This is a genomic window from Streptomyces sp. NPDC001617 (assembly GCF_053596855.1).
Genome location: NZ_JBSFHA010000104.1, coordinates 1 through 20,796 on the forward strand (window position 1 = coordinate 1; position 20,796 = coordinate 20,796).

General features: G+C 71.9%; 20 protein-coding genes, 1 tRNA gene and 4 pseudogenes. 13 read left to right on the plus strand and 12 right to left on the minus strand.

What is annotated here, in order from left to right:
* Positions 1 to 102, minus strand: a pseudogene (locus ACWC09_RS45375) (3-hydroxybutyryl-CoA dehydrogenase); the annotation flags it as partial.
* Positions 103 to 273: 171 nt separating this feature from the next.
* On the opposite strand from ACWC09_RS45375, the gene ACWC09_RS45380 reads away from it, so the two are divergent.
* Both ACWC09_RS45380 and ACWC09_RS45385 read left to right on the plus strand, forming a co-directional pair.
* Entirely contained in the window at positions 274 to 2,094 is a 1,821-nt protein-coding gene (locus tag ACWC09_RS45380; protein ID WP_450857285.1) for a sel1 repeat family protein, read from the plus strand.
* Between the two features lie 373 nt (positions 2,095 to 2,467).
* A tRNA-Met gene (locus ACWC09_RS45385) sits at positions 2,468 to 2,541 on the plus strand.
* 71 nt (positions 2,542 to 2,612) lie between these two features.
* Here the strand turns inward: ACWC09_RS45385 and ACWC09_RS45390 are convergent.
* The 6 genes and pseudogenes from ACWC09_RS45390 to hisN all read right to left on the minus strand — a co-directional run bounded on the left by ACWC09_RS45390 (position 2,613) and on the right by hisN (position 7,412).
* A complete protein-coding gene (locus tag ACWC09_RS45390; protein ID WP_450857287.1) occupies positions 2,613 to 3,749 on the minus strand; it encodes an ABC transporter substrate-binding protein in 1,137 nt (378 codons plus the stop codon).
* Positions 3,746 to 4,610: pseudogene (locus tag ACWC09_RS45395) on the minus strand (ABC transporter permease). The gene ACWC09_RS45390 and the pseudogene ACWC09_RS45395 overlap by 4 nt, the downstream one beginning before the upstream one ends.
* Positions 4,607 to 5,421 (minus strand): annotated as a pseudogene (locus ACWC09_RS45400) (ABC transporter ATP-binding protein). Before ACWC09_RS45400 ends, ACWC09_RS45395 begins: the two co-directional pseudogenes overlap by 4 nt.
* Positions 5,422 to 5,552: 131 nt before the next feature.
* The gene (locus tag ACWC09_RS45405; protein ID WP_450857289.1) at positions 5,553 to 5,969 is read right to left on the minus strand and encodes a Fur family transcriptional regulator; all 417 of its coding nucleotides are present in this window, start codon (positions 5,967 to 5,969) and stop codon (positions 5,553 to 5,555) included.
* 86 nt (positions 5,970 to 6,055) lie between these two features.
* The gene (locus ACWC09_RS45410) at positions 6,056 to 6,454 is read right to left on the minus strand and encodes a CBS domain-containing protein (protein WP_356351945.1); all 399 of its coding nucleotides are present in this window, start codon (positions 6,452 to 6,454) and stop codon (positions 6,056 to 6,058) included.
* Between the two features lie 157 nt (positions 6,455 to 6,611).
* On the minus strand, positions 6,612 to 7,412 hold the full coding sequence (gene hisN / locus ACWC09_RS45415) for a histidinol-phosphatase (RefSeq protein WP_450857291.1): 801 nt from the start codon (positions 7,410 to 7,412) through the stop codon (positions 6,612 to 6,614).
* A gap of 175 nt (positions 7,413 to 7,587) precedes the next feature.
* On the opposite strand from hisN, the gene ACWC09_RS45420 reads away from it, so the two are divergent.
* A complete protein-coding gene (locus ACWC09_RS45420; RefSeq protein WP_450857293.1) occupies positions 7,588 to 8,196 on the plus strand; it encodes a TetR/AcrR family transcriptional regulator in 609 nt (202 codons plus the stop codon).
* 213 nt (positions 8,197 to 8,409) lie between these two features.
* Here ACWC09_RS45420 and ACWC09_RS45425 read toward each other — a convergent pair whose 3' ends face one another.
* From ACWC09_RS45425 to ACWC09_RS45440, 4 genes are all read right to left on the minus strand, one after another.
* On the minus strand, positions 8,410 to 8,733 hold the full coding sequence (locus ACWC09_RS45425; RefSeq protein ID WP_109496181.1) for a DMT family transporter: 324 nt from the start codon (positions 8,731 to 8,733) through the stop codon (positions 8,410 to 8,412).
* Positions 8,734 to 8,830: 97 nt separating this feature from the next.
* On the minus strand, positions 8,831 to 9,841 hold the full coding sequence (rsgA, locus tag ACWC09_RS45430) for a ribosome small subunit-dependent GTPase A (RefSeq protein WP_450857296.1): 1,011 nt from the start codon (positions 9,839 to 9,841) through the stop codon (positions 8,831 to 8,833).
* 11 nt (positions 9,842 to 9,852) lie between these two features.
* Positions 9,853 to 11,181 carry a 3-phosphoshikimate 1-carboxyvinyltransferase gene (gene aroA / locus ACWC09_RS45435; protein ID WP_450857298.1) on the minus strand — a complete coding sequence of 443 codons (1,329 nt, stop codon included), beginning with the start codon at positions 11,179 to 11,181 and terminating at the stop codon, positions 9,853 to 9,855.
* A gap of 136 nt (positions 11,182 to 11,317) precedes the next feature.
* Positions 11,318 to 12,040 carry a M50 family metallopeptidase gene (locus ACWC09_RS45440; RefSeq protein WP_450857300.1) on the minus strand — a complete coding sequence of 241 codons (723 nt, stop codon included), beginning with the start codon at positions 12,038 to 12,040 and terminating at the stop codon, positions 11,318 to 11,320.
* Between the two features lie 50 nt (positions 12,041 to 12,090).
* Here ACWC09_RS45440 and ACWC09_RS45445 point away from each other — a divergent pair, with 50 nt between their 5' ends.
* From ACWC09_RS45445 to rsrA, 4 genes are all read left to right on the plus strand, one after another.
* Positions 12,091 to 12,930, plus strand: a complete 840-nt coding sequence (locus ACWC09_RS45445) for an SOS response-associated peptidase (RefSeq protein WP_450857301.1) — start codon at positions 12,091 to 12,093, stop codon at positions 12,928 to 12,930.
* A 1-nt stretch (position 12,931) separates the two neighbouring features.
* Positions 12,932 to 13,561 carry an alpha/beta hydrolase family protein gene (locus ACWC09_RS45450; protein ID WP_450857303.1) on the plus strand — a complete coding sequence of 210 codons (630 nt, stop codon included), beginning with the start codon at positions 12,932 to 12,934 and terminating at the stop codon, positions 13,559 to 13,561.
* Positions 13,562 to 13,819: 258 nt separating this feature from the next.
* Entirely contained in the window at positions 13,820 to 14,503 is a 684-nt protein-coding gene (gene sigR, locus ACWC09_RS45455; protein ID WP_398957463.1) for an RNA polymerase sigma factor SigR, read from the plus strand.
* The gene (gene rsrA, locus ACWC09_RS45460; RefSeq protein ID WP_450857306.1) at positions 14,500 to 14,811 is read left to right on the plus strand and encodes a mycothiol system anti-sigma-R factor; all 312 of its coding nucleotides are present in this window, start codon (positions 14,500 to 14,502) and stop codon (positions 14,809 to 14,811) included. Before sigR ends, rsrA begins: the two co-directional genes overlap by 4 nt.
* A gap of 35 nt (positions 14,812 to 14,846) precedes the next feature.
* Here rsrA and ACWC09_RS45465 read toward each other — a convergent pair.
* Positions 14,847 to 14,999: pseudogene (locus tag ACWC09_RS45465) on the minus strand (hypothetical protein); the annotation flags it as partial.
* A 152-nt stretch (positions 15,000 to 15,151) separates the two neighbouring features.
* On the opposite strand from ACWC09_RS45465, the gene ACWC09_RS45470 reads away from it, so the two are divergent.
* The 6 genes from ACWC09_RS45470 (at position 15,152) to ACWC09_RS45495 (ending at position 20,743) form a co-directional block, all read left to right on the plus strand.
* Positions 15,152 to 15,310 carry a hypothetical protein gene (locus ACWC09_RS45470; RefSeq protein WP_450857308.1) on the plus strand — a complete coding sequence of 53 codons (159 nt, stop codon included), beginning with the start codon at positions 15,152 to 15,154 and terminating at the stop codon, positions 15,308 to 15,310.
* Positions 15,307 to 16,122: a hypothetical protein gene (locus ACWC09_RS45475; protein WP_450857310.1), complete on the plus strand. Its 816-nt coding sequence runs from the start codon at positions 15,307 to 15,309 to the stop codon at positions 16,120 to 16,122. Before ACWC09_RS45470 ends, ACWC09_RS45475 begins: the two co-directional genes overlap by 4 nt.
* Positions 16,123 to 16,498: 376 nt before the next feature.
* Positions 16,499 to 16,888, plus strand: a complete 390-nt coding sequence (locus ACWC09_RS45480) for a roadblock/LC7 domain-containing protein (RefSeq protein ID WP_450857312.1) — start codon at positions 16,499 to 16,501, stop codon at positions 16,886 to 16,888.
* Between the two features lie 125 nt (positions 16,889 to 17,013).
* The gene (locus ACWC09_RS45485; RefSeq protein ID WP_450857313.1) at positions 17,014 to 18,324 is read left to right on the plus strand and encodes an HD-GYP domain-containing protein; all 1,311 of its coding nucleotides are present in this window, start codon (positions 17,014 to 17,016) and stop codon (positions 18,322 to 18,324) included.
* Positions 18,325 to 18,397: 73 nt separating this feature from the next.
* On the plus strand, positions 18,398 to 19,654 hold the full coding sequence (locus tag ACWC09_RS45490; protein WP_450857315.1) for an HD-GYP domain-containing protein: 1,257 nt from the start codon (positions 18,398 to 18,400) through the stop codon (positions 19,652 to 19,654).
* 108 nt (positions 19,655 to 19,762) lie between these two features.
* Positions 19,763 to 20,743: a tetratricopeptide repeat protein gene (locus ACWC09_RS45495; protein WP_123967367.1), complete on the plus strand. Its 981-nt coding sequence runs from the start codon at positions 19,763 to 19,765 to the stop codon at positions 20,741 to 20,743.
* Positions 20,744 to 20,796: the final 53 nt, after the last annotated feature.

Consider the following 20,796-nt stretch of genomic DNA (forward strand, 5'->3'; position numbering starts at 1 on the left):
GCGCAGCAGCGCGGGAGGTGCGTACAGCGGCTCCTTGAACTCCTCGTACATGGACTCGGCCACCGCCTGCGCGGTGTCGAGCCCGGATCCATCAAGGATCCGGGCCTTCGTGATGTGCGAACGCATGTGCCGACCTGGGGGATGCCCGTGCCGCCGTGGCCAGTTGGGAGAACTGTGTTTGACTTGTCTCTCTGTGGGCATGTCGACAAAACGCTGAAGTGACCTCACTGGCTGCGGTATACCAGGTGTACCCAGGTTGCAGGTGGTGCGACGATGGACGTTATGGGGGACAAGGCAACTCTGTTCGAGAGAGGGCGATTTGTGCAGCCTTCCGCCGGGCCGGACGAGGCCGAGGCAGGGGAGGCTGCTGAGCAGGCTGTCGAGGAACTGCGTCAGCGGCTCGCCGCCGAGGCCGGCGACGTCGAGGCGATGAGTGTCCTTGGGGCCCTGCTGCTGCGCCGTGGCGATCTCGACGGAGCCGAGCCCCATCTGCGTGCCGCCACCGCGGCCGGTGACCGTGCCGCCGCCAACAATCTGGGGGTCCTTCTCCATCAGCGCGGGTACGCCGACGAGGCCGCCGGATGGTGGCGGATCGCCGCCGTGGCCGGGTCGGCCGCGGCCGCGCACGCGCTGGGCCGGCACCACCGCGAGCGCGGGGACGAGCCGGCCGCCGAGTACTGGCTGCGCCAGTCCGCCGAGCAGGGGCACGCGCTGGGCGCGTACGCGCTCGCCGATCTGCTGGAGCACCGCGGGGACGCCGGGGCCGAGGAGTGGATGCGGGCCGCGGCCGAGCGCGGGCACCGGGAGGCGGCGTACCGGCTGGCGCGTGCGCTTGATCGCAAGGTGGCGTGTCTGGACGAGGGTGGGTCCGACGACGGTGTCGAACTGCTGGGCCAGGCCGAGCAGTTCTACCGGCAGGCCGCCGCGCGCGGACACCGGCGGGCCGCGCTGCACCTCGGCGCGATCCTGGAGAAGCGCGGTGAGCTCAAGGAGGCGGGGCGCTGGTACCTGACGTCCGCCAAGGACGGCGAGGCGCGCGCCGCCTGCGCGCTGGGCTTCCTGCTGCGGGACGCCGGGGACACCGAGAGCGCCGCCGTGTGGTGGCTGCGGGCCGCCCAGGACGGGGACGGGAACGCGGCCAACGCGCTGGGCGCGCTGCACGCCGAGCGCGGGGAGACACAGACCGCCGAGCGGTGGTACCGGGCGGCGATGGACGCCGGGGACGACAACGGCGCGTACAACCTGGGGCTGCTCTGCGCGGAGCAGGGGCGGACCGCGCAGGCCGAGCAGTGGTACCGGCGGGCGGCGTACGCGGGGCACCGGGAGGCGGCCAACGCGCTCGCCATCCTGCTGCTGCAGGGCGGGGACGCGATCGGGGCCGAGCCGTGGTTCTCCAAGGCCGCGGAGGCCGGGAGCGTGGATGCCGCGTTCAACCTGGGGATTCTCTTCGCCGGTCGGGGCGAGGACGAGGTCGCGCTGCGGTGGTACGGGCGGGCCGCCGCCGCCGGGCACAGCGAGGCGGCGTTGCAGGTCGGGATGGCTCGGCTGCGGGACGGGGACGAGCAGGCCGCCGAGCGGCATCTGCGGTGTGCCGCGGGGGGTGGCAGTGCGGAGGCGGCGTATCGGCTGGCGACCGTGCTCGACGCCCGGCGGCCGCCGGAGTCCGCGCATGAGCTGGGGGAAGTGCTGCACGAGAAGACCGAGTGCGAGGAGTGGTACGAGCGGGCGGCGTCCCAGGGGCATCGGCGGGCGCAGGTGCGAGTGGGGATGATGGCGGCGGCTCGGGGGGATGTGGTGGAGGCGGCCCGGTGGTACCGGGTGGCGGCCGAGGCCGGGTCCCGGAATGGTGCCTTCAATCTGGGGCTGCTGCTGGCTCGGGAGGGGAGTGAGCCGGAGGCTGCCGTGTGGTGGACGCGGGCGGCTGACGCCGGGCATGGGCGGGCGGCGTTGCGGCTGGCCCTGGTCTACGCGCGTCAGGGGGAGCTTGCGGAGGGGCAGCGGTGGGCGGATCGGGCGGTTTCTCTGGGGCCGGCGGAGGTTTCGGAGCGGGCGGCTCGGTTGCGGGACGCGTTGCGGGAGGAGCTTTCGGCGTGACGTTGCGCTGCGCGGTGCGGTGCGGTGTGGTCGGCGTGGGGGTGAGGTGTGGGTGGCGTTGTGGCTGACGTCGTGTTTTCTCGCCCCCGCCGCCCTTACCCGTCCCATTCCCAGGGGCTGCCGCCCCTTCGACCCCGCCCAGGGGGCTCCGCCCCCTGGACCCCCATCGGCCCGAAGGGCCTCGTCCTCACACGCCGGACGGGCTGAAAGTCGGATGGCATGGCCTCGTCCTCACACGCCGGACGGGCTGGGATGGGCGGGGCGGTGGCTTGAGGAAGGCTGGAGGGACTCCCTGGCGAGTCGGGTGCGCTGACCGGCGGTGATAAGCGATTTGCCTCCAGCCGCGCCCTTGACGTAACGTTGCGTTCATCGACGCGGGGTGGAGCAGCTCGGTAGCTCGCTGGGCTCATAACCCAGAGGTCGCAGGTTCAAATCCTGTCCCCGCTACTGAAGGCCGAGGGCCGGAATCCAGAGATGGGTTCCGGCCCTCGGTGTTGTGAGCGGGGTTATGCGGGGGGTTATGGGGTGTGGCCCACTGCCTCCTCGTAGAGCAGGCGGTCGACCGTTCTCGACTCGGGGAGTGGGGTGCCCTCTTCCGCGCCCTGGGCGCGGTACGCCGACTGGAGGCGGGTCGTCGTGTTCTTGCGGATCTCCCAGTCCATGCGGAGCGGTGGGGTGGAGCGCAGGGTCTGCTCGTCGATCTTCAGGAGTTTGGACAGGTAGGCGACGAACGCCGCGTCCTTTTTGTAGTTTGACGAGAAGTATGTGTTGATCGTGCGGATGTAGGCCCTCAGGAGGGCCACGCCCGCGTCCGCGTCGTCCCGGAGGAGTGTGCGGCCGTAGAGCATGCCGCCCAGGGGTTCGCCCAGCGGCTGGCCGCCCAGGAAGGCGTATCCGGCCTTGCCGTCGACCTTGCGCCAGATCGGGTCCAGTAGCCAGGCCGAGTCGACGCCGCCGTTCTGCAGGGCCGTGAGGACGTCCGCCGAGCCCAGTTGGCGGTACTGGACCTTGGACAGGTCGGCGCCGTGAGCGGTCAGGGTCTTCTGCATGGGGTAGGCGATGACCGAGCCCTTGCCGATCATCGTGCCCAGGGAGCGGCCCGCCAGGGGGACGGACGCCGCGGTCCGGCCCTTCTCCAGGCGGACCCAGAGACCGCTCTTCGAGGTGGGGGCGGGGGAGAAGTTGCCCGCGACCCACTTGATGTCGAAGCCGCCCTTGATGCCGTTCATGACGGCTGCTTCCGGCGCGGCCCACAACGCGTCTATGTCTCCCTTGGCGAGGAGGGGGAGCGCGTCGGGGGTGGGCAGGACCTTGAGGGTGATGTCCAGGCCCTCCGCCTTGAACTCGCCTTTGTCGAGGGCGACTTCGAGGGGGGCCACGTACTCCGCGCTCAGGGTGCTCGTCGCTATCGTCAGCTTCCGGGGCTTGGAGAGGCGCTGCGCCGAGGGCGCCAGGGGTTCGCAGCGGGCCGGGGCGCGGGCCGGGGAGAGGTCGGACGGGTTCGTCCAGGACGACTTGCCGCAGCCGTCCACCGGCTGGATCGTGCGGGCGCCGGCCTTCGTACCCGTCTCGCCGCTGTACGGCGCCGAGCACGCCGCCGATGCGATGAGGAGTGAGGCCACGGCCGCCGCGACGCCGTGTGCGTGCCTTCTCATGACTGGCCCCTTCCCCTGTCCCTCGGTGCCCAAGGAGTGAGCAACCGCCCCAGCAGCCGTACCAGTTCGGAGAAGACCACGCCCAGGACGGCCACGCAGACGATCCCCACGAACATCACGTCGTTCCGGAAGAGCGCGTGGGAGTCGAAGATCAGGTGGCCCAGGCCGTTCGTCGCGGCGATCTGCTCCGAGGCGACGATCACCAGGACGGCGACTCCCGCTGCTATGCGTGCGCCCACCAGGACCGACGGGAGCGACGCCGGCAGCAGGACGTGGCGGAACATCTGCCAGGGAGAGGCACCGAGGACACGGCCCGCGTCGCGGTGGCCGGACGGGATCGCGATCACCGCCGACATGGTGGAGATCCAGACGAAGAAGAAGACCGTTGTTGCCACGAGGGCTGTCTGCGGGCCCTCGCCCAGGCCGAACATGTTCAGGAAGATCGGGAGCAGGGCCAGTTTCGGGACCACGTAGAGGGCGTCCAGCGTCGGCTCCAGGGCCGCCCGGACGAGGGGCAGGGAGGCCCATCAGGAGGCCCAGGGCGTAGCCGGCCGCCGTGCCCAGCGCGTAGCCCGTCAGGACGCGTCTCAGGGTCGCCCACACGTCCGGCCACAGGTCGCCGGCCGCCGCGCGGTCCCAGCCGTCGGAGAGGATCGTGGAGGGGGCCGGATAGACGCGGGCGTCTATCCAGGCCCGGGTGGCGGCCAGTTGCCACACCAGCACGAGCAGGAGTGGGACCGCCGCCAGGGCGACTTCCACGGCCCGTCTGCGGCGGTGGGTGCGGGTGGGGTGGAGTTCGGCCGGGCCCGGGCGGCGGATCAGGGTGGCTTCCCGGTCCTTGTCGTGCGCGATCGTCGTCATGCCGGTGCCGCCTCCTTTCGCAGCAGGTCCCACAGCTCGCTCTTGAGGGCCGTGAACTCGGGCGTCGCCGGTGCGCGGGCGCGGGAACGGCGGGCGGTGTTCGGCGATGATCCTGCCGGGGCGGGCCGACATCACCAGGACGCGGTCGCCGAGGACGAGCGCCTCCTCCAGGCTGTGGGTGATGAAGAGGGTGGTCGTGCGCAGGGCCTGGGTGAGCTCCAGGAGCTCGTCCTGGAGGATCGTGCGGAGTTGGGCGTCGAGGGCGGCTGGGGGCACCTCCCACGCCCGTTCAGGGCAGTGGGGGAGGCTCGTCCATGAGGAGGAGTTCGGGTTCCACGGCGAGTGCGCGGGCGATCGCCACGCGCTGGCGCATGCCGCCGGAGAGGGTCGCCGGGTAGGCGTCGGCGAAGTCGGCCAGGCCCAGCCGGGCCAGCCAGGCGTCGGCGCGTGCGTTCGCCTCGCGGCGCGGGACGCGCTGGACGTCCAGGCCGAAGCGGACGTTGGCGCGGACCGACTTCCAGTCGTAGATGCCGTAGTCCTGGAAGATCATGGCCGCCGGACGCGGACTGGTCGTGCGGATGGCCAGGGTGCCCGTGCTCGGCCGCAGGAGGCCCGCCGTGATGCGCAGCAGCGTGGACTTGCCGCAGCCGGACGGGCCGACGACACGGACGAACTCGCCTGCGGCGACGGTGAGATGGAGGGGGCCGAGGGCGTCGATCGTGTGGGGGGTTCGGCCGAAGGTCCGGGTCAGGTCGGTGGCGTGGAGTTTGGGGTGAGGACTCGGGTGCGGATCGGGGTGCGGATCTCCCACGGGTGCTCCTTGCGGAGTTCGGTACGCGTAGGGGGTGCCGCACGACGATATGACGGTGCGTCAGATTCGGGAAGCCTGTAGGCAGCACGAAGCCCCGGCACCGATCGGTGCCGGGGCTGTCACGGTGAGCGTTACGCCGCCGTGCAGTTCGGGCAGACGCCTCGGTACGTGACCTCGACGTCCGAGACCGAGAAGCCGAAGCGCTCCGAGTCGGGGAGGTCGGCCAGCGGGTTGCCGGTCGGGTGGACGTCCTTGATCGCGCCGCACTGGGCGCAGACCAGGTGGTGGTGGGGCGTGTGGGCGTTCGGGTCGTAGCGCTTGGCTCGCTTGTCCGTGGCGACCTCGAGCACCTCGCCGAGGGAGACCAGCTCACCCAGCGTGTTGTAGACGGTCGCCCGGGAGATCTCGGGCAGCTTGGCGACGGCCCGGGCATGGACCTCGTCGGCCGTCAGGTGGACGTGCTCGCCGTCGAGAACCTCGGCCACGACGCGCCGCTGCGCGGTCATCCGCCATCCGCGTCCGCGCAGCCGTTCCAGAAGGTCGCTCATAGGTCCAGCCTAACAGAAGGGGACCAGGTCGCGAACGGGTTTGACTTTAGACTGTGTCTAATGCAAGCCCTGTCCTCCGGTGTCTTCTAGTGGGACAGGGCCACCTGCTGACGGGCCGGTGCCCAGCAGCGGATGATGTCGCGGACCGAGACGATGCCGACCGTCTCGCCGTGGTCGAGGACGATCAGATGGCGGAAGCCGCCGTGGGCCATGGCGCGGGCCGCCTCCTCCAGGGTCCAGGACGGGGCGGCGAAGACGACGTCGTTGGTGGTGTGGGCGTGCGCGCGCTCGGTGTCCGGGCTCTGGCCGAGGCCGATCGAGTTGAGTACGTCGCGTTCGGTGAGGATGCCGATACCGCCGGCGTCGGGGTCCAGGACCACGGCCGCGCCCACCCGTCGGGCGGACATCAGGGCGGCGGCCTGGCGGAGGGTGTGGGCGGGGCCGATGGTGAGGACCACTGTGCTCATGGCGTCGCGGACGAGCATGGGATGGAGCCACCTCCAAAAGGAATCCACTTAGTTCTAGGATTCACAAGTTCACAAGTGGGGGGACTCTCAGAGTGGCAGGTAAAGCGGGGGTCAACAAGAGGGCGCGTGCGGCCAATTGAGGGCGTGCGCGCTCATCTGTGTTTTCACGGTGTGCTCAGTAGCGCTGGTTGACGTACCCCAGCAACTCGTCGTGCAGCAGGCCGTTCGACGCGGCGGCGTTGCCGCTGTGCGGGCCGGGGCGGCCGTCGAGGCCGGTGAAGGTGCCGCCCGCCTCGGTGACGATGATCGCGTTGGCGGCCATGTCCCAGAGCGAGAGCTCCGGCTCGGCGCAGAGGTCGACCGCGCCCTCGGCGACCATCATGTACGGCCAGAAGTCGCCGTACGCGCGCGTGCGCCACACCTCGCGGGTGAGGTCCAGGAACCCGCCCAGGCGGCCCTGGTCCTCCCAGCCGGAGAGGGAGGAGTACGCGAAGGAGGCGTCCGAGAGCTTGCCGACGCGGGAGACACGCAGGCGGGAGGCGGAGGTCAGGCTGCGTCCGGTGAAGGCGCCATGGCCCTTCGCGGCCCACCAGCGGCGGCCCAGCGCGGGGGCGGAGACCACGCCGACGACCGGCTGGTAGCCGCCCTCGGCCGCCTCCATCAGGGAGATCAGGGTGGCCCAGACCGGGACGCCGCGTACGTAGTTCTTGGTGCCGTCGATCGGGTCGATCACCCAGCGGCGGGGGCCGGTGCCCTCGATGCCGTACTCCTCGCCGAGGATGGCGTCCCGGGGGCGGGAGCGGTGAAGGTGGCCGCGGATGAGCTCCTCCGCCGCCTTGTCGGCTTCACTGACCGGCGTCATGTCCGGCTTGGTCTCGACCTTGAGATCCAGCGCCTTGAAGCGGGCCATGGTGGTCGCGTCGGCCGCGTCCGCGAGAACGTGGGCGAAACGGAGGTCGTCGAGGTAGTCGGACATGGAACGAACGCTATCCGCCATGGTCCGGGCGCTGCTAGCGGGCCTTGCTCACGGTTTGGCGGCAGCTTGACGGCACACGGTGACCGAAGGGCGCCGTTCCGCGCTCCCGCGAACCCTTGACAGTGCCCCCGTGCGCGTCAAATCTGGGCGCAGAGCCGCTCGCCCCAGGGAGGCGATGATGCCTGCAGCGCGGGAATCCCTACTGGACGCCGCGTACACGGCGCTGGCGCGCCGGCCGTGGTCCGCCGTACGGATGGTGGACGTCGCCGTGGCGGCCGGAGTGTCCCGGCAGACCCTCTACAACGAGTTCGGCAGCAAGGAGGGGCTCGCCCGGGCGCTGGTCAGAAGGGAAGCGGACGGGTACCTCGCGGGGGTCGAGCGGGCGCTCGCCACGCACAGCGACGCCCGCGAGCGGCTGACCGCGACCGCCGAGTGGACGGCCTCGGCCGCCCGGGAGAACGCGCTCGTACGGGCCATGCTCACGGGCTGCTGGAGCGAGCGCCTGCCCTCGCCGACGCTCTCCGCCGTGCCGTCCTCCTCCGCCGTACCCGCCCAGCGCCGCGCCGACGGCCCGCTGCCCTCGCCCGGCGACTTCGTGGCGCTCGTCCGGGACAGGGCGGTGGCCGTGCTGTCGGGGCCCGCCGTGCACCGGGCGGACACCGCCGATCTGGCCCGGTCCTGCGAACTCGTGGTGCGGCTCGCGCTGTCGTGTGTGGCCGCTCCGCCGGGGGAGGGCGGGGTCGGGGAGCTGGTGCGCACCGCCCTGCCCCGGCAGACGGTGTGAGCGGTCGCTCCTTCAGCCGGCCCGCCTTCGGGTGGTCGACGCGGTCCTCCCGTCCGCTCGCGCCGTGGGTCGCCAGGTTCGGGCGGACGGCGAGGATCTGCGGGCGCCGTGTAGGCCTCCGAGCGGAACACCCGGTCCACCCAACGGAAGCCCGTCGGCTCGGAGTTGCCGATGGTGACGTCCTGGGAGAAGCAGTCGTCGGCCGGCGGTGGTCTAGTGCGCCGAGCCCGACAGCTGCAGGCCGATGACTCCGATGATCACGAAGCTGATCGACACGATCTTCAGGGTGGAGACCAGGTCGCCGAGGAAGATCATGCCGTAGATGGCGGTGCCGGCCGCGCCGATGCCGGTCCAGACGGCGTAGGCGGGGCCGACGTCGAGCTTCTTCAGGGAGAGGGTGAGGAGGCCGAAGCTGCCCAGGGCGAAGACGCAGAACGCGATCGTCGGCCACAGGCGGGTGAAGCCGTGGGAGAGCTTGAGGCACACGGCGAAACCCGTTTCGAGCAGTCCGGCCACCACTACCAGCAGCCACGCCATGTGCTGTCCTCCCGTATGTCCGGCTCGGTGCGATTATGCCCTTACCTGACTCGGGTACCGCCAAACAACGCCGTGGTCAGTCGCCCCTGACGTCCACTCAGTCGCCTTCCGTGCGCTCACGCGTCGCCAGCAGGCGGCGCAGGGAGTAGAGACGGGCGGGGTCCGCGTGCCCCTCGGCCACCCATGCGTCCAGCGCGCAGTCCGGTTCGTCGTGACTGCACGCGCGTGGGCAGCCCTCCGTTCCCGGCTCCAGGTCGGGGAAGGCCTTGATGACCCGGGACGGGTCCACGTGGTGCAGGCCGAAGGAGCGGACCCCGGGGGTGTCGATGACCCAACCCGCCCCCTCCGGCAGGGGGATCGCGCGCGCCGAGGTGGTGGTGTGCCGGCCGCGGCCCGTGACGGCGTTGACATGGCCGGTGCTCCGCCGCCGATCCTGCGTGACCAGCGCGTTGACGAGGGTCGTCTTGCCCACGCCTGAGTGTCCGACGAACGCCGTCGCCTTGCCGTCCAGCTGCTTGCGTACGCGGTCCACCGCCTCGCCGTTCTCCAGCTCCTCCCGGCTGGTGACGACGTAGGGGACGCCCAACGCCCCGTACATCTCGAGGAGTTCGTCGGGGGAGGCCAGGTCCGACTTGGTCAGGACGAGGAGCGGGGTGAGGCCGCCGTCGTACGCCGCGACCAGGCAGCGGTCGATCAGGCGGGGGCGGGGCTCCGGGTCGGCCAGGGCGGTGACGATCGCCAACTGGTCGGCGTTGGCGACGACCACGCGCTCGTACGGGTCGTCGTCGTCGGCCGTGCGGCGCAGTACGGAGGAGCGCGGTTCGATGCGGACGATACGGGCCAGGGTGTCCTTCTGGCCGGAGAGGTCGCCGACGATGGCCACCCGGTCTCCGACGACGGCGGCCTTGCGGCCCAGTTCGCGGGCCTTCATCGCCGTCACGACCCGGTCCTCGACCAGGCAGGTCAGACGGCCCCGGTCGACGGTGAGGACCATGCCCTCGACCGCCTCCTCGTGCTTGGGGCGGATGTTCGTACGCGGCCGGTTGCCCTTGCGGTTGGGGCGGGAGCGGATGTCGTCCTCGTCGGTGTGCTTGCCGTAGCGGCGCATGTCCTACGCCCCTACGCCCCGTCGCTTCCGAGCATCCCGTTCCACAGGTCGGGGAAGTCCGGCAGGGTCTTCGCCGTCGTCGCCACGTTCTCGATCCGCACGCCCTCCACCGCGAGGCCGATGATCGCGCCGGCCGTCGCCATGCGGTGGTCCTCGTACGTGTGGAAGGTCCCGCCGTGCAGTTGACGCGGGCGGATGTGCAGGCCGTCGGCGGTCTCGGTGACGTCACCGCCGAGCTCGTTGATCTCCTTGGTGAGCGCGGCCAGCCGGTCCGTCTCGTGCAGCCGCAGGTGCGCGACGCCACGGAGCGCCGAGGGGGAGTCGGCCAGGGCGGCCACCGCGGCGATACCCGGGGTCAGCTCGCCGACCTCGCTCAGGTCCACGTCGATGCCGTGGATCGCACCCGAACCGGTGAACACCAGCCCGTACTCGGTGAGTTCACAGGAACCGCCCATTTCGGTGAAGATCTCGCGCAGCCTGTCGCCGGGCTGCGTGGTGCGGGCGGGCCAGCCGGGGATGACGACCTTGCCGCCGGTCACCAGGGCGGCGGCGAGGAAGGGCTGGGCGTTCGACAGGTCCGGCTCGATGGTCAGGTCGCGGCCGAGCAGCGCGCCCGGCGTCACCCGCCACACGTTCGGCTCGCCGCCCGACTCCGGTGTGTCCACCTGCGCGCCGACCGCGCGCAGCATGTCGACGGTCATGCGGATGTGGGGGAGCGAGGGGAGGGAGCTGCCCACGTGGCGGACCTCCACGCCCTGGTTGAAGCGCGGGCCCGAGAGGAGGAGGGCGCTCACGAACTGGGACGACGACGAGGCGTCGATCTCCACCGGGCCGCCGTCCAGGGCGCCACCGCCGAACACCGTCAGCGGCAGTGCGCCCCGGCCGTCGTCGTCGATACGGGCGCCGAGGACCCGGAGGGCGTCGATGACGCCGTGCAGGGGGCGCTCGTACGAGCGAGGGTCGCCGTCGAAGCGGATCTCGCCGTCGGCGAGGGCGGCGACGGGAGGCAGGAAGCGCATCACCGTGCCGGCGTTGCCGACGTTGACCGTGGCCGGGCCGTGCAGGCCGGTGGGCAGGACGCGCCACGTCTCGCCGGTGCCGTCGGGGCCCACGCCCTCCTCGATGGCGACGCCCATCGCGCGGAGCGCGGCGGCCATCAGGAGGGTGTCGCGGGAGCGGAGGGGGCGGCGCAGCCAGCCGGGTTCGCTGGCCAGGGCCGCGAGGACGAGGGCGCGGTTGGTGACCGACTTGGACCCCGGGACGTGGACCGTCGCGTCGACGGCTCCGCTCGCGGTGGGGGCGGGCCAGAGGGCGGTGTTCGTGGCGGGGTTTTGGGCCATGGGTTCACTTTATAAGGAGGGGGGTGGGGGGACAGTTTGCAGAGGCGCGGCGCGGTGGGGGCTGGTCGCGCCCGCGCGGCGGCAGCCGCAGAATGACACGGCCTCGCGCCCCCGAAGCCGCCCCTGCGGGGGCGCTTCATACCTCAAGCAGCCAGCGGCCCCCGCCGATCAGGGAGCACAGCGACACCGCGTGGAACAGGAACAACCACAGCCCCGCCGGTACGTGCGTCAAGCGCGACAACTGGTCCGCGTCCGAGTCCCCGGCCCCTCCCCGCATCCGCTTGGCCTGCAGTTCGAACGCCGGGCGTACACCTCCCACCAGCAGGAACCAGACCACCGCGTAGGCGAACGCCGCCTGCACCTGAGGACCCGCCAGCCATGACACCAGCAGGAAGGCGCCTCCGCTGACGACGACTGTCAGGGCGCCGTACGCGTTGCGGATCATCACCAGCATCGCCACCAGCAGGGCCGTCGCCAGCCAGAGCAGGAGGGTGATGTGGCCGGCGGCGAGCAGGGCCGCGCCGCCCAGGCCGAGGAGTGGGGGAGCCGTGTAGCCGGCGGCCGCCGTGAGGATCATGCCGATGCCGTGCGGCTTGCCCCGGCTGACCGTGAGGCCGCTGGTGTCGGAGTGCAGGCGTATGCCGGTGAGGGTGCGGCCGGTGAGGAGGGCCACCAGGCCGTGGCCGCCTTCGTGGGCGATGGTGATGGCGTTGCGCGCGACGCGCCAGACGCCCTGCGGCACGGTCACGGCGAGCGCGGCGACGAGGGTCGCGATCACCACCCACAGGTCCGGGTCGGGCTGGATGCCGAAGACGCGGTCCCACAGGGAGGCGAGCGAGGCGGATGCGGTGCTGTCCATTGTCGGCGGTGGCTCCCGTAGGTCTCGTCGAATCTGGCAGTCTGGCACGTATGTGCGGACGGTATGCAGCTAGTCGTGGGCCCGAGGATCTCGCAGGAATCTTTGAGATCGAGAAGTGGGAGCCCGAGGAGACCCTGGCGCCCGACTACAACGTGGCCCCGACCAAGGAGGTCTACGCCGTCCTCGACCGCCCCCTCAAGGACGCGGACGCCGCATCCACCAGTTCCTCCGTCACGGGGCGCCCGGTTCGGCAGCTGCGCAAGCTCAAGTGGGGACTGGTGCCGAGCTGGTCGAAGACCCCGGAGGGCGGTGCGCGGATGATCAACGCGCGTGCCGAGACCGTCCACGAGAAGCCGTCGTACAAGCGGGCCTTCTCCTCGCGCCGATGCATCATCCCGGCCGACGGCTACTACGAGTGGGTGACCGGCAAGGACGAGCGCGATCTGGAGGTCGAGGGCAGGAAGAAGCGGCCGCGGAAGCAGCCGTACTTCGTGCTGCCGGCGGACGGGTCGGTCTTCGCGATGGCGGGGCTGTACGAGTTCTGGCGGGACAAGACCCTTCCCGACGACCACCCGCAGGCCTGGTGGGTGACCTGCTCGGTCATCACCACGGAGGCCGAGACGAGCCCGCTGGCCGTGGCGCCGGCGGAGGGGCCGTACTCGCTCTCCGAGATCCACCCGCGCATGCCCCTCATGCTCACCCCCGACCGCTGGGACACCTGGCTCGACCCGTCCCGCACCGACCTCGAGGACCTCCGCTCGCTCCTCGTCCCTCCGCCCCACGGTCTGATGCGCGCCTACCCGGTCTCCACGGCCGTCAGCAACGTCCGCAACAACGGACCGGAGCTGCTGAAGGAGCTGGAGGGGCCCGAGGAGGGCACACTCTTCTAGCGTGACGACCGAGACGATCAGCACCGATGCGGGCGACGCCCGCATCACCTGGCACCCCGCGGAGAAGCCCCGCCTCGTGCTGGCGGTGAGCCATGGTGCGGGGGGCGGTATCGAGGCCCGTGACCTGCGGGCACTCGCCGCGGTCCTCCCTACGCACGGCGTGACCGTCGCCCTGGTGGAGCAGCCCTGGCGGGTGGCCGGCAAGAAGGTGGCGCCCGCGCCGAAGACGCTGGACGTGGGGTGGCGCGGGATCTGGCCCGCGGTCGCCGAGTCCGGGCTCCCCGTCGTCTCCGGTGGCCGGAGTGCCGGCGCCCGCGTGGCCTGTCGTACGGCCGTCGAGCTGGGCGCCCATGCCGTGCTCGCCCTCGGCTTCCCGCTCCATCCGCCGGGCAGGCCCGAGAAGTCCCGTGCCGAGGAACTGCTCGGGTCCGGGGTGCCCACTCTCGTCGTACAGGGAGGGAACGACCCGTTCGGGAAGCCGGACGAGTTCCCCGACGGGTCATACGAGCTGGTCGAGGTTCCCTACGGCGATCACGGGTTCGCCGTGCCCAAAAGGGCCGACCTCAACCAGGAGCAGGCCGTGGCGATCATCACGGACGCGGTGGTGGAGTGGACCGTGCCACTCGGGTAATGGCCCGGGAATGTTGCGGACCGAACCTCTGTTGAGGCGGACAGAAGTGCTGAACGACCAGCACCGATCGTCGTAGGAGAGGAAGTCCGCCGCATGGGTTCGACCATCTGCCCGAGCCGCAGCAGCAGCACTGACCTGGACTGGACGGTGCTGACTGCGGCCAAGACCACCCCTGTTCGAGGGGCGGCGGGGACGGGTCGTCGTCTATCCTCCAATTCCGGTGGTACCGGTTTCGGTGCTGCCCGGAATCTTGAGGAGGTGGGTCCGGTCACAGGGATCGACGCAGGGACCGACAACGGTCAGGCGGAGCTGCCCGAGGGCCAGGGCGTCAGCGCGGAGTCGACCGCGGAGCGCAGCGCGCGCTTCGAGCGGGACGCGCTCGAATTCCTCGACCAGATGTACTCGGCCGCGCTGCGGATGACGCGCAACCCGGCCGACGCGGAGGACCTGGTGCAGGAGACGTACGCGAAGGCGTACGCGTCCTTCCACCAGTTCCGCGAAGGCACCAACCTCAAGGCGTGGCTGTACCGGATCCTCACGAACACCTTCATCAACTCCTACCGCAAGAAGCAGCGTGAGCCGCAGCGGTCGGCGGCGGAGGAGATCGAGGACTGGCAGCTCGCCCGTGCCGAGTCGCACATGTCGACCGGTCTGCGCTCCGCGGAGTCGCAGGCGCTCGACCACCTGCCCGACTCGGACGTGAAGGAAGCACTCCAGGCGATCCCCGAGGAGTTCCGCATCGCCGTGTATCTCGCGGACGTCGAGGGCTTTGCCTACAAGGAGATCGCGGACATCATGGGGACACCCATCGGTACGGTGATGTCCCGGCTGCACCGGGGCCGCCGTCAACTGCGCGGCATGCTCGAGGACTACGCGCGTGAGCGCGGCCTGGTCCCGGCCGGCGCCGGAGAGTCGGACGAAGCGAAAGGCTCGGGCTCATGAGCTGCGGAGAGCCGCACGAGACGGACTGCAGTGAAGTCCTGGACCACTTGTACGAGTTCCTCGACAGTGAGATGCCGGACGTCGACCGCGACAAGTTCAAGCAGCACTTCACGGAGTGCTCGCCGTGCCTGGAGAAGTACGGGCTCGAGCAGGCCGTGAAGAAGCTGGTCAAGCGGTGCTGCGGGCATGACGACGTGCCGAGCGACCTGCGCGCCAAGGTCCTGGGGCGGCTCGACCTGATCCGCTCCGGGCAGGCGGTGCCCGAGCACGACATCACCGCGTCCCCGGCGGCCCCGCAGGAGTCCTGACCGGCGCAGGACCCCGTGCGGGAGGCGCCGCGGACCTAGACCTCCAGGCCGGACTCGATCCGCTTCAGTCCGTGCCTGGCCAGGGCCAGGTCGCTGCGGCTCCGGTCCAGCGCGAGGTAGAGGAAGAGACTTCCCTTGCTGCTGGTCAGCGGCCGGATCAGGTGGTACTGCCGGCCGAGCGTGATCAACCGGCGTCGCCCTCGTCGACGCGGTCACCGGTCTGACCTACGGCACCGCGGGCGACCTCGCCGAGGCGGGCGACGGGCCGGAGGCATCGGAACTCGCCGCCCTCATCGCCGAACGGCTCGGCGCGGCGGGAGCCGAGGGGGAGCTGGAGAGCGTGGTCACGACCAGTACGGCCCGTCTCCACGTGCTGTTCTCCGTGGCACGGCCGGCGGGCGACCCGCTGCTGCTGACCGCCGGACGCGACCGCGACCGGGCCAACATGGCGCTGGCGCTGCGGAGTCTGGGCGACCGGGCCCGCGAGGTGCTCGCATGAGAGCGCCCGCGGCACGCAATCTGCCGGCGCTGCTGCAACTGCTGCGGGACGAGGGCTTCAGCGGGACGGTACGGGTCTCCGGGCACCCCGGAGGGACCATCCATCTGCGCGACGGGCTGGTCGGCGCGATCGAGACGCCGGGCGCGCCGACGGTCACCTCGACGCTGCTCGCCTCGGGCCGGATCGGCGACGAGGACTGGTTGGCCGCCTGCGCCGAACAGCCCGACGCGGACCGGCTCGGCGGACATCTGGTGGCCACGGGACTGATCGGCGCCGCCGAACTGGAGGTCGTCCGCACGGCGGCCGTGTTCGACGGCGCCTTCGCCATGGCCCTGAGTCCCCCGGGCGAACGGGAGTTGGGCGAGCGCGAACCCGTACTGGTCGCCGAGCCCGGGGTGGAGCCGCGGCGACTGACCGAGGAGACCTCGCGCCGTATGTCGCTGCTCTCACGTCTGTGGGGTCCGCCGAGCGAGTTGACACGAGTCCGTCCGGTGACCGTCGCCGGTTCGGGCGGCTTCCGGCCCGACGGGTGGGCTCACGCCGGGGCAGCGGGGAGTCCTCGACAGCGTCAACGGACGCCGGACACCGCGCGACATCGCCTTCTCGCGGGGGCGCGGACTGTACGCGGTGCTGTTGGACCTCGTCCGACTGGAGACGCTCGGCCTCGTCCGCTGGGAGCCACGGCCCTCGGCCGGCACCCGGCCGAGCACCGCACCCCGTGTCCCGACGGCCGACGCGTCCGGCGCCGCGCCGCCGCCGAGGACGACGGCCCTGCCCAGACGCAGACCCGGCGGCGGGCCTCCCGGACCTGATCCGGGACGGAAGGGGAGGGGCAGCCAGTGAGCCCGAAGAGCGGACGGGGGAACCCGTCCGGAAAGAGAAGCAGGGCACCGGCACAGACTCCGCGACGACAAGAAGCGACCACGGCACCAGACTCCGCGCCGGACACCGACCCCGGTCGCCCGGCCGCCTCCACGGGGAAACCCCTCCCCGCACCACCGCCCCTGCCCCGACGGGACACGGCGTCGGCCCCGGCAGCGTCTCTGCCCGGACTCCCTCCGATGCTGTCGGGCGAGGAACTCGCCGCCGCACAGCCCTCGATCGAAACACTTCAGCGCGTCGGCCGACTGCTGCGGGCTCTCCCCGAACCCGACTGACACCGCCCGCCCGGAACAAGGAGCGCACCGTATGACCGAAACCCCTTCGCCCGATTCCCTGGCCGGGATTCTGACCTCGCTGCGAGAACGGGTGATGGGGGTCTCCGAGAGCGTCCTGTCCACCGTGGACGGCCTGCTCGTCGTCGCCGACGCCGACACGGTCCACCCGGAGTCGGTCGCCGCTCTCGCCGCCGCGACCCTCGGTGTCGCCCGCAGGATGGCCGACACCGCGGCGACCGGCGCGCTGCGCGAGGTGGTCGTCCGCTGCGGCTCGGGACATGTCGTCGTGCTGGCCGTCGGCGAGCGCGCCCGGCTCACCGTGACCGGCGACGACGGCCTCGACCTCGCCGCGTTCCAGCGCGAGTCGCCGGTCACCGTGGAAGCGCTGAAGAAGGTGCTCGCCGCCGACGTGGCCCACTGAGCCGCACCGGATCGCCGGCACGCCAGTCACTCGAACGTGCTAATCGGCGGTTCATCGGCCCGCAGACCCCCCTGTCCCCGCTCTAGGCTCGTCGGCCAGGGGAGGGTCGGCCGGGGAGGGCTGTGATGGAGGCGGTTCCGGCACGGGCGCGTGTGTACGTCGCGTGTGCGGTCCTCGGCGCCCTGCTCTGTGTGCTGCCGTTCCCGAAGACATACGCGCCGTCGTGGGCGACCGTACTGCTCGCGGTCGTCTACGCCGCCTGCGAGCAGGCCGCCGCCCGCTGGCGCTTCGCCGGAACGTTCTACCCGGTCCTCCTCGCCGGCGCCTTCCTGCTCCCCCCGCCCGCCGCCGCGCTGGTCCCGCTGCCGGGGGTGCTGCTCTCCCGGGTCGAGCAACGGCCGTATGCCCTACGGCGGTTGTGGCGCGCCGCCCAACTGGCCCTCGGCGTCTGGGCCGCGGGCTCGGTGCACTGGGCGCTCGGCGGGCGGGAGGCGGTCGTCGGCCCCGCCTTCCCGTACGCGCTCGTGCCCGCAGGGGCCGCCGTGCTCGCCTTCTGCCTGGCGCTGGCCCTGCTGGACGGCGGGATTCTGGCGGTCGCCGAGCGGGTTCCGCTACGGCGGGCCTGGCGAGGGCTGTTCGTACGGTCCCTCGCTCCCGTCGCCGTGCACGGGCTCGCCGGGCTGATGATGGCGGTCCTGTGGCGCAGCCCGTACGGGCCTGTCGCCGCGCTGCTCGTGCTGTTGCCGATGTGTGTGTCCTGGTGGGTGTTCGCGCAGTACCACCGGGAGCGGGCGGCCCACCAGGCGACCATCCGGGCGCTCGTCCAGGCCGTCGACATCAAGGACGGGTACACGCGCGGGCACAGCGAGCGGGTCGGACAGGCGTCGATGATGATCGCGCGTGAACTCGGCATGGACGATGCGCGGGTCGAAGTGCTCCGCTTCGCCGGGATCCTGCACGACGTGGGCAAACTCGGCGTCCCCACGCGGCTGTTGAGGAAGGGCGGGCCGCTGACCGCCGAGGAACGGCGGGTGATCGAGCTGCATCCCGAGTACGGCCACGAGATGGTGCGCGGAATCGGTTTTCTGGGGGAGGCCCGGGCGGCCGTACTCCATCATCACGAGCGGCTGGACGGGAGCGGATACCCGTACGGACTGATGGGAAGTCAGATCCCCGAGTCCGCACGGGTGGTGGCGGTCGCGGACGCCTTCGACGCCATGACGTCCACGCGTTCCTACCGGCGGGCGCGGCCCGTGCCGGTCGCGCTGGAGGAGCTGGAGCGGTGCGCGGGGGCGCAGTTCGACCCGCGGATGGTGGCCGCGTTGGTGCAGGCGCTGGGACGGGACGGGTGGCATCCGGCGGTGACGGCCGACGAGGAACAGGAGCCGGGGATTCCGGCGCCTTCGGTGGCGGGGCGGTCAGGGGTGCGGCGATGAGATCCGTGCGTCCCGGGCCGGCCGGGGGCCTGCCCGAGAGGCCCACTCGTTCGCAGGCGCCAAAGGCCCGCCCATGACCGCCCGCCGTCGTCGTCCCCGCCTCACCCTCACCACCCTCATCCACAGCTCCGCCGCCCTCCTCGCCGTCGGCTCCCTCGCCGTCACCCTCTGGACCGGCGTGGAGGAGCGCCCCACCGCCCTCGCCTTCGGTCTGCTCATCACCGTCGGCGAGCTCAGCCGCTGGACCGGCGCCCGGGTGCGGGAGGCGGCGCCGCTCGGGGCCGCCGGGGCCCTGTCGTACGCGCTGCTCGGGGAGGACGCCGGGCAGCCGACGCATCACGGGGTCACCCAGGTCGTGACCGTCGTCCTCGCCGCGTCACTGCTGGGCGGCGTGCCGCACACGGCGCACGGTCAGGGACCGGTGCTCGACCATCCGGCCCGTCGGGTACTCACCGTCGGCTTCACCGCCGTCTGCTTCCAGCCCCTGTACAGCCGGGGGGTGTTCGAGAAGTGGAGCGGCCCGGCCTACGCTCTTCTGCTGCTCGCGCTCCTCACCCTGACCGCCCTCTGCGACTGCGTCCTCGCCGCCGCGCTCGCGCACTCCCGCACCGGCTGGCCCTTCGGCCCCCTGCTCCGGGACGAACTGCGCGGACTGCTCGGCATCGGGTCGGCCGTGTGCGCGACCGGCGCGGTGATGGCGCTCGCGGTGGCCGTCGTAGGCCTGTGGGCCCTGCCGGTCTTCTCGCTGCCGCTCCTGCTGACCCAGCTGTCCTTCAAGCGGTACGCGACCGTCCGGACGACGTACCGCCAGACGATCGCCTCCCTCGCCAGGGCCACCGAGATCGCCGGGTACACCCCCGCCGGTCACGCCCGCCGGGTCGCCGAACTCAGCCGGGCCGTCGGCCGCGACCTGGGGCTCACCCGCCCGGAGCTGGCCGTCCTGGAGTCCGCGGCCCTCATGCACGACATCGGCCAGCTCAGCCTGGTCGACCCGGTCCCGGCGGGCGCCACCGCGGCCCTCCCCGGGGCGGAACAGCGCCGGATCGCGCTGCTCGGCGGGGCCGTCGTACGCCAGACCGGGGTGGACTCGGCGGTCGCCGTGGTCGTGGAGCGGCAGGCCGACCCGTACCGGGAGCAACCGGTCGCCGCGCGGATCGTACGGGCCGTGAACGCCTACGAGGAGAAGGTGCGGGACGCCGGTCCCGGCGGGCCGCTCAGGGCGCTGGAGGAGCTCCGGCTGGGGACCGCCGGGGACTACGCGCCCGAGGTCGTGGAATCGCTGGCCCGGGTCCTGGCACGGGACTGTCTGACCCTCCCCTCGGCTGGGTAACCCATGGGTAATGAGCGCCCTTCCAGCCGCACGTGGTTGGATGCGAATGAGAGGGTGTCCGGGGGCGGTACTAGCCAGCCCACTCCACGGAACTGGCAGGCGGGAATCGTGAGGATCTTCGGCAAGGGACGGCACCGGCCCTCCGCCTCCTGGCGGCAGGCCACGGATCGCGCCTTCACGCTGATCGGCGACGGCCGGTACGAGGACGCGGGTGCGCTGCTGACGCGCGCCGCCGATCTGGAGCCGTGGCTGTCCGAGTCCTGGTTCAACCTCGCCCTGCTGCACAAGTTCCGGCACGACTGGGAGCAGGCGCGGGCCGCGGGTCTGCGTGCCGTCGCGCTGCTCGACCGGGAGACCGGGGCGCCCGACTGGTGGAACGTCGGCATCGCGGCGACGGCCCTGCAGGACTGGCCGCTGGCCCGGCGGGCCTGGCAGGCGTACGGGCTGCGGGTGCCGGGGGCCGCCGCGGCCAACGGTGAGCCGGTCGGGATGGAGCTGGGCAGCGCGGCCGTACGGCTCTCTCCCGAGGGCGAGGCCGAGGTGGTGTGGGGGAGGCGGCTGGATCCCGCGCGGATCGAGGTGCTGTCGATTCCGCTGCCGTCCTCCGGGCGCCGCTGGGGTGAGGTCGTCCTGCACGACGGGGTGCCGCACGGCGAGCGGACGACGGCCGCCGGGCACGCCTACCCCGTCTTCGACGAGATCGAGCTGTGGGCGCCGTCGCCCGTCCCGACCTGGGTGGTCCTCCTGGAGGCCGCCACCGAGGCCGACCGGGACGCGCTGGAGCAGCTGGCCGCCGACGCCGGCTTCGCCGCCGAGGACTGGTCGTCCTCCGTACGGCTGCTGTGCCGGATGTGCTCCGAGTCGCGGATGCCCTCGGACGAGGGCGACGGGGAGCACCTGGACCCCCATGACCACAGCGAGCCCGGTCACCCCGGCCCACTGGGCCACCGCACCGACGGACAGCTGTGGGTGCCGGAGCGGGAGTGTGGGGTGGCGGCTCCGGCCTCGCTGGTTCGGGGGCTGTTGGACGGATGGGTTGCCGACAGTCCGGATTCGCGGGATTGGCGGGACCTCGAAGAGGTGTGTTGAGGAGCGCTGCCGGGTGCGGGTTCGTCGTGGCTGGTCGCGCCCACGCGGCGGAG